Raw genomic sequence first — 14158 nt, forward strand, 5'->3', positions numbered from 1 at the left:
CGCGCGGCGGCCGCGTTGCTCGACCCGTCCGCCGGTCGCGCCCCCGAGGCCGCCGTTCGGGTCGTCGCGGCGCGCGTCGACGACCCCGCCTTCGACGCGCAGCCGGTCGGCTCCGGTGTCATCGTGGCGCACGACGTCCCTTCCGCCGCGAAGGCCCTGACGCATGTGACGGCGAAGTGGGCGTGGGCCGCCGCCGCCGTCCCTGCCGGCTCGCACGTCTTCCGACTCTCGCTTCGCGACCCCGGCAGCGGCCGCCTCGCCGATCGGGACGACATCGCCCGAGAGATCGCCCTCCTCACCGGCGTTCCGGTCGATCCCGCCCGGGTGACCGAGGTCACCGGCGCGGAGTGGGACGACGCGACCGGTGCGCTCGCGATCTCCGACGAGCGCCGTGAGCACTGGCGCGACGCCGGCGTCGTTCTCGCCGGCGCGGCCGTCGCGGGTACCGGTCTCGCGTCGGTCGTTCCTCACGCCCGCGGCCTCGCCGCCGAGCTCTGCGACATGCTCGCCGCCCCTCGCCCGGTGTCACGGTGACCCCGTGACCGACCACCGACTCCATCCCTCGAACAGGAAGAACACCATGACCGAAGAGAACCTCGTCGGATACACGCTGTTCGCGATCCTCCGCGGACCGCGGCCCCGGTCGTCCGCCCCGTCGGCATCGGCGCTCGGTGCGCTCGGCCAGCGGATCGGCGAGCTCGCCGGGGAGGGGGTGACCCTTCGCGGCGTCTACGACGTGACGGGGATGCGGGCGGACGCCGACCTCATGGTGTGGCTGCACGGGGAGGACGCCGCGGCCCTGCAACACGGGCTCCGGGCCCTGCGACGCACCGAGGTGCTCGCGGACTTCACGTGCGAGTGGAGCGCGATGGGCGTGCACCGCGAGGCGGAGTTCAACAAGCGCCACGTTCCCGGCTACCTGCGAGGCGAGGAGCCGCGGGAGTGGCTCTGCGTGTACCCCTTCGTGCGCAGCTACGAGTGGTACCTCCTCCCGGAAGCGGAGCGGGCGCAGATGCTCGCCGAGCACGGCCGTCAAGGCGCGCGGTTCACCGACGTGGTGGCCAACACCGTCTCCACCTTCGCGCTGAGCGACTACGAATGGCTGCTGCCTTTGGAGAGCGACAACCTCCTCAGCCTCGTCGACCTCATGCGCGACCTGCGTGCGACCGAGGCGCGTCGGCACGTGCGGGAGGAGGTCCCCTTCTACACGGGACGACGCGTGGAGATCGCCGAGCTCGCGGAGGTGCTGTCCTGATGGCCGAGATCATCCGCGAGCCGTTCCGTCCCAAGCCTCCGCGCGCCGAGGCGGCCCCGGAGTGCCCGCCCGGGTGCCGCGTGCCCGCCGCGACGGCTGCCACCTGCGCGGGTGAACCGCATGCCACGGAGGCCGTCGCGTACGACGGTGTGCTCCTGCTCGGATTCGGAGGTCCCGAGGGGCAGGACGACGTGATCCCCTTCCTCCGCAACGTGACCGCCGGTCGCGGCATCCCCGACGAGCGTCTGGAAGAGGTCGCCCACCACTACCGGCATTTCGGCGGGATCTCGCCCATCAACGACCAGAACCGCGCGCTGAAGGCGGCGCTGGACGCCGAGCTCGCCCGCCGAGGACGGGACATCCCGGTGTACTGGGGCAACCGCAACTGGATGCCGTATGTGGCCGACGCGCTCGGAGACGCCCACGCAGCGGGCCACCGGCGCCTGCTCGCGATCGCCACCAGCGCGTACTCGTCCTATTCCTCGTGCCGGCAGTACCGCGAGGACCTGGCCGACGCCGTCGCGGCGACGAACCTGGCGGGCGAGGTGGAGATCGACAAGGTGCGCCAGTTCTTCGACCACCCCGGTTTCGTCACGCCCTTCGTCGAGGGGATCCGGGCCGGGATCGATGCGCTCGCCGAGCGTGGGATCACCGACCTCGCCGGAGAGGTCGAGGTGCTGTTCTCGACCCACTCCATCCCCGACGCCGACGCCGACCGGTCCGGACCTCCCGAGCGCGACTTCGGGGCGGGGGGCGCCTACGTCGCCCAGCACACGGCGGTGGCGGCGCAGATCATGTCGCAGCTCGGGATCGACAGCTCGTGGCAGCTCGTGTTCCAGAGCCGGTCGGGCCCGCCACAGGTGCCGTGGCTCGAGCCCGACATCAACGACGCCCTGCGAGAGCTTCCCGCCCGCGGCCGCCGAGGGGTCCTGATCGTTCCGCTCGGCTTCGTGAGCGACCATATGGAGGTGCTCTGGGATCTCGACACCGAAGCCCTCGAAACCGCCGAGGAGCTCGGGCTGGTCGCCGTGCGCACAGCCACGCCGGGGACCCACCCCGCCTACGTGGCGGGCCTGGTCGACCTCATCGAAGAGCGCCTGGCGGGAACACCCGCCGAGGAGCGACCCCATCTGACCGACCTGGGTCCGTGGTACGACGTGTGCCGTCCGGGATGCTGCGAGAACAAGCGCCTCGGATTCCAGCCGGCCCTCGCCGGGATCGCGCCATGAGCACGCCACTGCGCCTGGGAACGCGCGCGAGCGTGCTCGCGACGACGCAGTCCGGGCACGTCGCCGACGCTCTCCGCGACGCGACCGGCCGTGACGTCGAGCTCGTCCCCATCACGACGGACGGCGATGTGCTCACCGGGCCGCTCGCGCAGCTCGGTGGAACGGGCGTGTTCGTGGCGGCACTGCGCGAAGCGCTGCTGCGTGGCGAGTGCGATCTCGTCGTGCACTCGATGAAAGATCTCCCCACCGGAGCCGTGGACGGCCTCGTCATCGGGGCTGTGCCGCCGCGGGCTCCGCAGAACGACGTCCTCTGCGCGCGGGACGGGCTCACCCTCGACACGCTGCCGCAGGGCGCGGTCGTCGGCAGCGGGTCGCCCCGCCGGGTGGCCCAGCTCCTCCGCCGCCGCCCCGATCTCGACGTTCGGGGCATCCGCGGCAATGTGGACACCCGACTGCGCAAGGTCCGCGACGGCGAGTTCGACGCGACCGTGCTCGCCGAGGCCGGGCTGACGCGGATGAATCTGACCGACGAGGCGACCGACCGGTTCGCTCTCGCGCAGTGGCCCACCTCGGCCGGTCAGGGAGCACTGGCGGTGGAAGTCCGGACCGACGACCCCGGTCTCGCTGAGGTCGTGTCGCGCATCGGCGACGCCGCGTCGACCCGCAACGCGCTGTGGGAGCGGGAGGTCCTGCGCCTTCTGGAAGCCGGCTGCGCCGCACCCGTGGGGATCAGCGCACGCTCGGAGGGAGAGACCGTGGAACTCCTCGCGGAGGTCTACGCCCTGGACGGTTCCCGCGCCGTGCGGGTGACCCGCCGCCTGCCCGCCGATGCGCTCGCCGCCGAAGAGGCGCGGCACTCGGCTGCGGTCGACGTGGTCGACGAGCTTCTGCGGGCGGGGGCCGGCGAGCTCGCCGATCTGTCCGGGAGCGGGGCGTGAGCATCACCTCACACGGAAGATCGAAGCGGGGTGCGCTGGACGGCGCCCGGGTGTTGATCCCGCGCGGAGGGAGCTGGGGTGAGCGCGTTCGCGCCGACCTCGACGCCCGCGGAGCGATCGGCGTCGTGGCGCCCCTGATCGCCTCCGTGCCCCCGCGAGACACCGCGACGCGCGACCGGCACTTCCGGGCGCTGGCGGCGGGGGAGTACGAGTGGCTCTTCCTGACGAGCGCCGCCGCCGTCGAGCAGCTGAGTCGCGCGGAGGTCCACCTTCCCGCGACGGTGCGCGTGGCGGTCGTCGGCACGGCGACAGCGCGTGCCGCTGCCGCCGCCGGGTACGAGGTCGCCTTCGTCCCGGTCGGTCATGCCTCTGCCCGGGCGCTCGTGTCGCAGTGGTGCGCGGGGCGCGATCCCCGTCGAACCGGCCGATCGCTCGTGGTGCGTTCTGACCTTGCGACCTCGGTCGTCTCGGATGAGCTCGAGGTTCGCGGGTTCGGGGTCGAGGTCTGCATCGGCTACCGGACCGTCGGTGTCGACCTCGTGCCCGAGATCGCGGCGGATCTCCGCGAGGGCAAGATGGAGGTCGTCCTCCTCACCTCCCTGAGCGTCGGACGGGAGCTCCGGCGCCAGGTCGGCGTCCTCGCGCCCCGTACGCTCGTGGCCTCCATCGGCCCCGGCACCACACGGGACGCCGAGCGTCTGGGCTTCACGGTGGCGCACACCGCTCGCACCCAGAGCATCGACGCGCTCATCGCCGAGCTCGACGCGCGGCCCGACTCCCTCACGACCACCTCTCTCGACACGATCTCCGCAGGCACGACGACCGCCGGCGGAGGAACGGAGACCTTCCGATGACCGACTTCCCCGATCGCCGTCTGCGCCGGCTGCGCTCCACCGCGGCCCACCGGCGACTGTTCGCCGAACACGACCTCACGCCTCGGCGTCTGATCCTCCCCGTCTTCGTGAAGGAGGGCATCGCCGAGGCTCAGCCCATCGCGAGCATGCCCGGGGTCGCGCAGCACCCCCTCGCCGGCCTCGCCGACGTCGTCGATGAGGCCGCTCGGTCAGGCATCGGCGGCATCATGCTCTTCGGCGTCCCCGCCGTCCGCGACGCGATCGGCTCGGGGGCCACCGCTGCCGACGGCATCCTCAACCGTGCGATCGCCGTGGCGCGTGACGCCGCCGGGGGACGCCTCACCGTGCAGGCCGATCTGTGCCTGGACGAGTTCACCGACCACGGTCACTGCGGTGTCCTCGACGATCGCGGCCGGGTGGACAACGACGCCACCCTCGCGGTGTACGGGCGGATGGCGGTGGCTCAGGCCGGTGCCGGGGCCGACGTGTTGGGGCTGTCGGGCATGATGGACGGCCAGGTCGCCGCCGTCCGCCACGCCCTCGACGAGGCGGGTCACGCCGACGTCGTGCTCCTCGCCTACGCCGCCAAGTACGCGTCGGCCTTCTACGGTCCGTTCCGCGATGCGGTGGAGTCGACGCTCGACGGAGATCGCCGCACGTATCAACTCGACCCCGCGAACGGGCGGGAGGGGCTGCGCGAAGCGGACACCGACGTCGCCGAGGGCGCCGACATCGTCATGGTCAAGCCCGCTGGCCCCTACCTCGATGTGCTCGCGCGCGTCGCCGACGCCTCGCCCGTGCCGGTGTGGGCCTATCAGGTGTCGGGCGAGTACGCGCTGATCGAGCACGCGGCCGCCGCCGGTCTCATCGATCGCGACCGCGCCATCGGGGAGACCCTCGTCGGTATCCGGCGTGCCGGCGCCGATGCCATCCTGACCTATTGGGCCGTCGAGGTGGCCCGACGCCTGGCGCGCGGAGAGGACCTGACATGACCGCCAATGAGGAGCTCTTCGCCCGTGCGCTGCGGGTGATCCCGGGCGGTGTGGACTCTCCCGTCCGCGCCTACGGCTCGGTGGGAGGGACGCCTCTGTTCCTCGCCTCCGCCGAGGGCGCTCGCGTCACCGACGCCGACGGCCGGCACTACGTCGACCTGGTGGCGAGCTGGGGACCGGCCCTCCTCGGGCACGCGCACCCGCAGGTGGTGGAGGCCGTCGTCGAGGCCGCTCGGCGTGGTCTCTCGTTCGGTGCACCGACGGCAGCCGAGGCGGAACTGGCCGAGGAGATCGCGAGACGGGTGCCCGGTGTCGAGAAGGTGCGTCTGGTGTCGACGGGCACGGAAGCGACGATGACGGCCATCCGTCTCGCGCGCGGCGCTACCGGGCGCGACCTGCTGATCAAGTTCGCGGGGCACTACCACGGCCATTCCGATGGTCTGCTCGCCGCTGCCGGATCGGGCCTGGCGACCTTCGCGCTCCCCGGATCCGCGGGGGTTCCCGACGCCGTCGCGGCCCAGACGCTCGTCCTTCCCTACAACGATCGCGAGGCGGTGCGCACCGCCTTCGCCGCCCACGCCGGGCGCATCGCGGCCGTCATCACCGAGGCCGCTGCGGCCAACATGGGCGTCGTGCCACCGGAGTCCGGCTTCACGAGCTTCCTCGCCGAGACCTGCCGCCGCGAGGGTGCTCTGCTCATCAGCGACGAAGTGCTCACGGGATTCCGCGCGGCACCCGGCGGCTACGCCGAAGTGCTCCGGGAACAGGGCGAGGAGGTTCGCCCCGACCTCGTGACCTTCGGCAAGGTGATCGGAGGCGGACTCCCGGTCGCCGCGCTCGGCGGGCGTGCGGACGTCATGGATCTGCTGGCGCCGACGGGACCGGTGTACCAGGCGGGCACACTGAGCGGGAACCCGGTCGCGGTGGCGGCAGGCCTGGCGACGTTGCGTCTGGCCGATGGAGAGGTGTACGCACGGATCGCGCGCGCCGCCGACCTCGTGGCCACCGAAGTCCATGCGGCGCTCGATGCGGCGGGCGTTGCCCACGTCGTGCAGCGGGCGGGAACGCTCTTCAGCGTGTTCTTCGGCGAGGCGGTCGCCGGCGGAGTGCCCGACTACGCGACGGCGCAGCGTCAGGACGCCGCCGCCTATGCCCGCTTCTTCCACGCGATGCTCGCCGGAGGGGTGTCCTTGCCGCCGTCCGCGTTCGAGGCGTGGTTCCTCACGGCCGCACACGACGACGCGGTCCTCGCGGAGGTCGTGGCCGCCCTTCCCCGCGCGGCGGAGGCGGCCGCAGCCGCGTGACCGCCAGGCGACCGCTGAGTAGGCTGAGGGGATGACCGTGTCTCTGCTCGGTGCGGCGGAGATCCGTGCTCTCGCTGCCGACCTCGATGTGACCCCGACCAAGAAACTGGGGCAGAACTTCGTCGTCGATGCCAACACCGTCCGCAAGATCGTCGCGGTGGCCCGCGTCACGGCGGCCGATCGCGTCGTCGAAGTGGGACCGGGACTGGGATCGCTCACCCTCGCGATCCTCGAGACCGGGGCCCGGGTCACAGCCGTGGAGATCGATCGCCGCCTGGCTGCACGTCTCGACGCGACCGCGCGGGCTCACGGCGTGCCCGACGGCGCCCTGACGGTCGTGGCCGCCGATGCGCTCGCCGTCACCGATCTCCCGGGCGAGCCCGACGTGCTGGTGGCCAACCTCCCCTACAACGTGAGCGTCCCGGTGCTGCTGCACTTCATGGAGCACTTCCCGGGGATCGGCCGAGGGGTCGTCATGGTCCAGGCCGAGGTGGGGGAACGCCTGGCCGCGCCGGCGGGGTCGAAGATCTACGGTGCTCCGAGCGTCAAGGCAGCCTGGTACGGGGCGTGGCGGTTGGCGGGAACCGTGTCCCGGCAGGTCTTCTGGCCGGTGCCCAACGTGGACAGCGTGCTGGTGGCATTCGACCGCGACGCGACTGCGCGCGGCGACGAGAACGAGAGACGGCGCACGTTCCGTATCGTCGACGCGGCCTTCCAACAGCGCCGGAAGATGCTCCGCCAGGCGCTCGCGGGCGTGCTTGGCGGCTCCGCCGCTCAGGCGAGCGCGATCCTCGAGGCGGCAGGAGTGGCGCCCACGGCTCGTGGGGAGGAGCTGACGATCGACGACTACGTCGCCGTCGCCCACGCGAGCGCGAGCCTCGCTAGCCTGGGGGAGTGACCGAGAACCGCTTCCCGCCGTCTCGCGGCGGAGACCTCCACCGCCCCTACGCAGCCGCGCCCGATCGATACGAGGGGACGACGTACCGGCAAGTCGGACGCAGCGGCCTGTATCTGCCGCCCGTCTCGCTGGGGCTGTGGTGGAACTTCGGTGACAACATCCCGTTCGACCGACAGCGCGCCCTGCTGCGGCATGCATTCGACCGCGGGATCACTCACTTCGACCTCGCCAACAACTACGGCCCGCCCTATGGCTCGGCCGAGACCAACTTCGGTCGCATGATGCGGGAGGACTTCGCTCCCTACCGCGACGAGCTGATCATCTCGTCGAAGGCCGGGTACGACATGTGGGACGGTCCGTACGGCCAGTGGGGCTCGCGGAAGTACCTGATCGCGAGCGCCGAGCAGTCCCTCGCCCGGATGGGGATCGACTATGTCGACGTCTTCTACTCGCACCGGTTCGATCCCGTCACTCCGTTGGAAGAGACGATCGGCGCGCTGGACGCTCTCGTGCGTCAGGGCAAAGCGCTGTACGTCGGCATCTCGTCCTACGGGGAGAAGCAGACGGCGGAAGCCGTGGCCATCGCCCGTTCGCTGGGAACCCCGCTGGTGATCCACCAGCCCTCGTACTCGATCCTGGATCGTTGGATCGAGGACGGCCTCACGGGAGTGCTGCGCCAGGAGGGGATGGGGGCGATCGCCTTCGTGCCCCTCGCCCAGGGGCTGCTCACGAGTCGCTACCTCGAGGACGGCACCGCCTCGCGCGCCCAGCAGCGCTCATCTCTGAGCGGCTCCCAGCTGACACCGGACGCACTGAGTGCGCTGCGTGCGCTCGATGTGATCGCCCGAGATCGCGGTCAGAGCCTTGCCCAACTCGCCCTGCAATGGGTGCTCCGCGACGAGGTCGTCTCCTCGGCCCTCATCGGCGCCTCCCGCCCCGAGCAGATCGATGAGAACCTCGCCGCGGTGACCGGGCCCGCCTTCGACGCCGAGGAGCTGGAGCGGATCGACGTCATCGCCGCCGGGATCGGCGAGCTCTGGATGCCGACCGCGTGAGCCTCAGCCGAGTGGAGGAACGCCGCATCCACGTGCGTGCGCCGGGCAAGGTCAACGTCTTCTTCGACGTGGGCGACCTGCAGGATGACGGTTACCACCCGGTCGCGTCGGTCTATCAGGCGCTGGCCCTGTTCGAGGACGTCTGGGCGTCGCACGACGACGAGTTCTCCGTCACGGTGACCGGCGACGTCGAGGTGTCCGACGTCCCTCTCGACGGATCGAACCTCGCCGTGCGCGCCGCACGCGAGGTCGCCCGCGCGGTGGGCTGGGACGGAGGCGTGCGTCTGCACCTCCACAAGGGCGTCCCCGTGGCCGGCGGCATGGGCGGCGGATCGGCTGATGCGGCGGCGACGCTCGTGGCGGTGAACGCGCTCCTCGACGGCGGCCTGTCCTCCAGCGAGCTGCACGAACTGGCCGCGGGGCTCGGCGCCGACGTGCCCTTCGCGCTCCTGGGCGGGACGGCGGTGGGCACGGGTCGGGGGGAGCAGTTGGCTCCCGCACTCGTTCGCGGGAAGTTCCACTGGGTGCTCGTCACCCAAGAAGACGGCATCTCCACGCCCGAGGCGTATGCCGGTCTCGACGAGCTCCGTGCGCGGATGGACATCGCGCCGCGCCGCACCGTGCCGACCGTCGACGCCGAGGTGCTCCAGGCGCTCCGTGCGGGAGACGCCCCGGCGTTGGCCGCCGCCATGCGCAACGACCTGCAGGCGGTTGCCCTGGCTCGCCGGCCCTCGCTCGGCGAGGTGATCGAGGCCGGCATGGCGATCGGTGCGCGGGGGGCGCTCGTGTCGGGGTCCGGGCCTACCGTGGGATTCCTGACCGATGACGCCGCGGCGGCCGCCTCCCTCGCGGAGGCCCTGAACCGGGATGGCCACACCGCGATCGCCACTCACGGTCCGGTGCCCGGCGCCCGGATCGTCTCGACGGAAGGATGAGCGACATGACCTCGATCGACGGCCGACACCACGACGCTCCGCTGGACGCCCGCCTCCTCGCTGAGGTGTCCGATCAAGGGCTCCGAGCCGCGCGCGTGGACGATGGCTCGCGCGCCGAGACCGACACCTGGCTGGAGGTCGTCTCGCGCGGTTTCCTCGATGGCGAGCGCACCGACGTGCAGCGTGACGCGTTCTTCGCGGCGACCGCCTATCGCCGGAAGCTCGGGGTGTACGACGATGCGGCCCCGGTGCCCGAGCATCCCGTTGCCACCTTCGCCTCGTGGACGACGGAGCTCACCACCCCCGGCGACCGGCTGACCGCGTGTGCGATCAGCTCCGTCACCGTCGCACCGACTCACCGCCGGAGGGGGCTGCTGCGCTCCTTGATGTCGGGGGAGCTGCGCACCGCCGCCGATCTGGGGCTCCCGGTCGCCACGCTCACGGTGAGTGAGTCGTCGATCTACGGACGTTTCGGGTTCGCTCCAGCCGTTCCCGCGGCGCAATGGCGCATCGACCCGCGCCGAGCAGGATGGCGGGGCCCGGTCCCGGGCGGCCGCATCGACTTCCTCACCCGCGAGCAGGGTCGTGCCCTGGTCGACGTCCTCCACGACAGGATCCGTCGCGCTCGCGCCGGCGAGGTGCAGATGCCGGGTGGGCATTGGGACCGCTTCTTCGGCACGCGTCCCGACGTCGAGAAGGCCGGGGAGACGCGCGTGCTCCAGTACCGGGGCGCGGACGGCTCGGTCGACGGCCTCGCGCTGTACCGGGTCTCGGAGAACCACGACGATTTCGCCGCCTCGACGCTCGACGTCGTTCAGCTGCTCGCCGCGACCGACGACGCTTACGCCGCGCTCTGGCGCTTCCTTCTCTCGATGGACCTGATCGGTGTCGTCCGCGCGAGCGAGCTGGCTGTGGACGAGCCGCTGTGGTGGATGATCACCGACCAGCGAGCGGTCACCATCACCGTGCGCGACCACCATTACGTGCGCATCCTCGATGTTCAAGCCGCTCTCGCCGGACGACGCTACGACGCCGCCGACACGCTGGTTCTCGACGTGCACGACCCCCTCGGCATCACCGGCGGCGCCGTGGTCCTCGAGATCGCGAGCGACGGCAGCGCGGCCGTCTCGCCGGCACCCGCCGACGCTCAGCCCGACGTCTCTCTCGGCATCGAAGAGCTGTCGGCGTTGTTCCTGGGCGGGGTCAGCGCTCTCACCCTGGACCGCGCCGGCCGGCTCCGCGCCGCCGACCCCCACCGCGTCGACCGCGTCTTCCGCACGTCGAGCGCGCCGCGGCTGAGCTTCTGGTACTGAACCGAGTCCCGGGGCGGGTTCGGCTGCTCGGCGGAGTGGGGAGTTCTCCCCATTGGGGTTCGGTGGGGTCTCTGTTTAGGCTGAACCCACCGGATGGTCCCGATGTCGGATCGGGCTCCGAGATCGTACAGAACACCCAGGGAGGGTACCCATGGCCGAGATCCGCGTCACGTCAGAATCGCTCGCCGGCGTCGCCGGGCAGCTTTCCAGCGGCTCGCAGTCGATCGAGTCGCAGCTGTCCAACCTGAAGTCGCTCGTCGAGGGACTCATCTCCGGCGACTGGGGCGGCACCGCCTCGCAGTCCTTCAACGAGCTCTACTCGCAGTGGGACCAGGCCGGCATCCAGCTGAAGGAGTCGCTGCAGGGCATCAGCGACCTCCTCAACCAGGCTGCGCTCTCTTACGAGGACAGCGAGAACGCCATCGCCTCGACCTTCAACGGCTGATCAGTTCGCGGGAGTGCCTCGGGCACTCATCGCACCGGGGGAGGGAGTGACCCATGGTGACATTCCGGGTACGGGCCTCGTCGCTGAGCGAGGTGTCGTCGCTGCTGGGAACGGTGATCGCGACGTTCGACGCGAACCTGTCGGCGGTCGACTCGCACGTCAAGCGCACAGTCGACGTGAGCTGGCAGGGCGAGGACGCCGACAAGTTCGCCGAGGGATGGGACACGTTCCTGGCCACCTCGGCGGCGGTCCGGCAGTCTCTCGTGGCGTTGCAGACGGGCCTCGTGGCCGCCGACGGGTCGTACACGCAGTCGGAGGCGGGGGTGCAGCGCAGCTTCACCGGCCGCATCGATTCGGTGCGCAACGTCGGCGGAGCAGCTCGCACCGTCAACGCGCGGGTGGACACGGGTGAGGAGCGCGCCGAGCTGATCGAGGAGTTCTTCGGTCGCGGTGAGGATTCCGCCGGCGGCGCGTTCGTCGGCGGCGGCGGAGTCCGGGCCAGTTCCGGCCAGCGGGCGGGCGAGGCGCCCGCCGACGAGGACGACGCGGTGATCGAGGTGGACATCGATCCGGCTCTCGTGCCCGACGGCGCCCCCGTCGTGGATGCGGGCATGGTCGAGGCGCAGGTGGACGGCTCCAGCGCCGCCATCGGCGCCGTGGATGCCCGCGTCGATGCGGGCAACGTTTCGGCCGCGCAGCTCAGCGGTGGCCTCGACGACCTGGCGACAGCCGTCGGGAAGGTGGACTGATGGGTCAGCAGAAGGCAGACACCGCCGACCTCCAGGCACTCGCCGAGGCGCTGGGGGAGCTGGTCAACTACTGCACCGCCCTCAAGCAGGGCGCCAGCGGATTCGCGTACATGCTGCCTGCGGAGTGGCAGGGGCCTGCGATGGCGAACTTCCTGGCGATGTTCGAGAAGTGGCAGCTCGGCGCCGAGGCGCTGACCACGGCCGCCGAAGGACTGCAGGACCAGGTGGACGGAGCACGCCAGGCCTACGAGCAGACGATCGAGTCTCTCGACAGCGCCTGGAACCAGATCAGATCGTCGCTCGGCTGAGCGGCGGAAGGGGAGACGGGACCGATGCCCGCAGTGGAGTTGAATGCCGCCCGCCTCGTCGCGGACGGCAACACGTTGCACTCGATCGCGCAGAGTGCGTGGCAGGCCGCGCAGGCGTGCCAGTCCGCTCTCGGCGGGACCGGGGGGATGGCCGGTGACGAGGAGTCGGCGGAGGTCTTCGCGCACGGCCAGGACGGTGAGCCGGGCTACGACGGCTACGCCCGCGACGTCCTGAAGGGCGTCATCAACGCCGCCAACACCCTCAAGACACTCGACGCAGCACTCGCGAACACGGGGCGCGCCTACGACGGCGCGCAGCTGGTAGGGGCCTTCCGCTCCGCCGACGAGTCGAGCATCGCGGAGGAGACAACCGTTCCGTTCGGCGTGTCGGTCTCCGTCCCCTCTGCGTTGGGCCCGGGGCCGACGACCCCCTTGGGCGAGTTCGGTGAGTTCCTGCAGGACGCCCTGGCTCAGATCGGCGTGCGTCTTCCCGACGCCGACACCGGCAAGCTCGGCAGCGCCGAGTCGGCCTGGAACGAGCTCTCCGGCGCGATGTCGCGCGTGCAGGGTCGGATCGACTCGGCGTTCACGAACACCGCCTCGGCCACTCTGCCGCAGCAGGCCAGCATCCTGGCGTGCCAGTCCAAGATGTCGGAGTCGTTCCGCAGTCTCTCCGAGTCGGCTTCCTCCATGGGCGGCTTCGCGCGGTCGATGATCGACGAGACCAACAAGGCCTGGGAGGAGATCGGCTGGTTCATCGCGCAGATGGCCGTCGAGATCGCCATCGAGATCGGTGTCGGCGCTCTGCTCGGTGCGGTGACCTTCGGTGCCGGCGCCGCAGCGATGGCCGCCAAGATCGCGTTCACCGTGATGCGCTGGGCGATCAAGATCGCGAACCTCTGCCGGAAGCTCCGAACGCTCATCATGGCCGCGCTCCGAGCCGCGCGCATGGCGATCCGTGCCGGCGTGCATGTCGCCAAGGAGGCGCTGTCGGCCGGTCTCGCCTCGGCGATCACGACGACCGGATTCAACGTGGTGCGTGGGTCGCTCGATCCCTCGTACCAGCCGCAGAACATCTTGACCGCCGCACTCGCCGCGACGGCCGGCGGCGGCGCCGGCGGATTCGCGTCTCGGGTGGGTGGCGCGGCGACGTCGCGAGTGACCAACACCGGCCTCCAGCGCGTCACGCACGTGGGCGTGGAGATGGGAAGCGGCGCCGTCGATGGCCTCGTCAGCGCCGGAGCCGAATCCGGCCTCAACGGCACGCCCTTCAACCCGCTGTCGGCTGTCGTTCTCGGCTCGCTCTTGGGCGGCGCGATGGCGGGCAAGCCCGGCGGCGCCCGTCCGACGCCCACCGGCGGCGGGTCGGGCGCCCCCAGTTCGCCCAGTCTCGGGAACATCCCCGGCGCGGGAGGTGCGGGCGGATCCGGTACGGCTGCGGCATCGGGAGGCGGCGGCGTGACGGTCACCGCCGACGGCCCGACGCCGGGAGCGGCCTCGGGCGGCTCGTCGAACGCCGTCGGCGACGGCTCGGGCGTCACCGTGAACAACGACGGCCCCACTCCGGGCGCCGGAACCGCGGACGGCGGTTCCTCGGCAGGGGACGGCGGCTCGATCGACGTGTCGTCGCAGACGCCTGACCTGCCTGCCAGCCTCGGCGGAGACGGTCCGTCGGCCTCGTCGCCGGATGCTCCGTCGGCTCCGGATGCTCCGTCGAGCCCGGATGCTCCGTCGAGCCCGGATGCTCCGTCGGCTCCGGATGCTCCGTCGGCTCCGGATGCTCCGTCGGCTCCGGATGCTCCGTCGGCTCCGGATGCTCCGTCGGGCCCGGATGCTCCGTCGGCTCCGGATGCTCCGTCGGGCCCGGATGCTCCGTCGGCTCC

General features: G+C 71.5%; 13 protein-coding genes and 2 pseudogenes. All 15 read left to right on the plus strand.

Annotation, left to right across the window (positions count from 1 at the left end; all coding sequences use genetic code 11):
• A pseudogene (locus QM591_RS10410) lies at positions 1 to 534 on the plus strand (hypothetical protein); the annotation flags it as partial.
• Between the two features lie 46 nt (positions 535 to 580).
• Entirely contained in the window at positions 581 to 1255 is a 675-nt protein-coding gene (gene hemQ / locus QM591_RS10415) for a hydrogen peroxide-dependent heme synthase (protein WP_415132278.1), read from the plus strand.
• Positions 1255 to 2484: a ferrochelatase gene (locus QM591_RS10420; RefSeq protein ID WP_415132280.1), complete on the plus strand. Its 1230-nt coding sequence runs from the start codon at positions 1255 to 1257 to the stop codon at positions 2482 to 2484. Before hemQ ends, QM591_RS10420 begins: the two co-directional genes overlap by 1 nt.
• Positions 2481 to 3422, plus strand: coding sequence for a hydroxymethylbilane synthase (gene hemC, locus QM591_RS10425; RefSeq protein WP_415132282.1), 942 nt, complete (start codon positions 2481 to 2483; stop codon positions 3420 to 3422). Before QM591_RS10420 ends, hemC begins: the two co-directional genes overlap by 4 nt.
• A complete protein-coding gene (locus tag QM591_RS10430; protein WP_415132284.1) occupies positions 3419 to 4276 on the plus strand; it encodes a uroporphyrinogen-III synthase in 858 nt (285 codons plus the stop codon). Before hemC ends, QM591_RS10430 begins: the two co-directional genes overlap by 4 nt.
• Positions 4273 to 5268, plus strand: a complete 996-nt coding sequence (hemB, locus tag QM591_RS10435) for a porphobilinogen synthase (RefSeq protein ID WP_415132286.1) — start codon at positions 4273 to 4275, stop codon at positions 5266 to 5268. Before QM591_RS10430 ends, hemB begins: the two co-directional genes overlap by 4 nt.
• Complete coding sequence (gene hemL, locus QM591_RS10440) at positions 5265 to 6572, plus strand: glutamate-1-semialdehyde 2,1-aminomutase (RefSeq protein ID WP_415132288.1); 1308 nt, start codon at positions 5265 to 5267, stop codon at positions 6570 to 6572. Before hemB ends, hemL begins: the two co-directional genes overlap by 4 nt.
• Before the next feature lie 31 nt (positions 6573 to 6603).
• The gene (gene rsmA / locus QM591_RS10445) at positions 6604 to 7470 is read left to right on the plus strand and encodes a 16S rRNA (adenine(1518)-N(6)/adenine(1519)-N(6))-dimethyltransferase RsmA (RefSeq protein WP_415132290.1); all 867 of its coding nucleotides are present in this window, start codon (positions 6604 to 6606) and stop codon (positions 7468 to 7470) included.
• Positions 7467 to 8525 carry an aldo/keto reductase gene (locus QM591_RS10450; RefSeq protein ID WP_415132292.1) on the plus strand — a complete coding sequence of 353 codons (1059 nt, stop codon included), beginning with the start codon at positions 7467 to 7469 and terminating at the stop codon, positions 8523 to 8525. Before rsmA ends, QM591_RS10450 begins: the two co-directional genes overlap by 4 nt.
• Positions 8522 to 9460 carry a 4-(cytidine 5'-diphospho)-2-C-methyl-D-erythritol kinase gene (locus tag QM591_RS10455; protein WP_415132294.1) on the plus strand — a complete coding sequence of 313 codons (939 nt, stop codon included), beginning with the start codon at positions 8522 to 8524 and terminating at the stop codon, positions 9458 to 9460. Before QM591_RS10450 ends, QM591_RS10455 begins: the two co-directional genes overlap by 4 nt.
• 5 nt (positions 9461 to 9465) lie before the next feature.
• Positions 9466 to 10773: a GNAT family N-acetyltransferase gene (locus tag QM591_RS10460; protein WP_415132296.1), complete on the plus strand. Its 1308-nt coding sequence runs from the start codon at positions 9466 to 9468 to the stop codon at positions 10771 to 10773.
• Positions 10774 to 10924: 151 nt separating this feature from the next.
• Positions 10925 to 11218, plus strand: coding sequence for a WXG100 family type VII secretion target (locus tag QM591_RS10465; protein ID WP_067161446.1), 294 nt, complete (start codon positions 10925 to 10927; stop codon positions 11216 to 11218).
• Positions 11219 to 11271: 53 nt separating this feature from the next.
• Complete coding sequence (locus tag QM591_RS10470; protein ID WP_415132299.1) at positions 11272 to 11967, plus strand: WXG100 family type VII secretion target; 696 nt, start codon at positions 11272 to 11274, stop codon at positions 11965 to 11967.
• Positions 11967 to 12275, plus strand: coding sequence for a WXG100 family type VII secretion target (locus QM591_RS10475; protein WP_415132301.1), 309 nt, complete (start codon positions 11967 to 11969; stop codon positions 12273 to 12275). The genes QM591_RS10470 and QM591_RS10475 overlap by 1 nt, the downstream gene beginning before the upstream one ends.
• A gap of 1733 nt (positions 12276 to 14008) precedes the next feature.
• Positions 14009 to 14158 (plus strand): annotated as a pseudogene (locus tag QM591_RS10480) (hypothetical protein); the annotation flags it as partial.

Origin of the sequence: Microbacterium sp., assembly GCF_047607225.1 — a bacterium.
GTDB lineage: Bacteria > Actinomycetota > Actinomycetes > Actinomycetales > Microbacteriaceae > Microbacterium.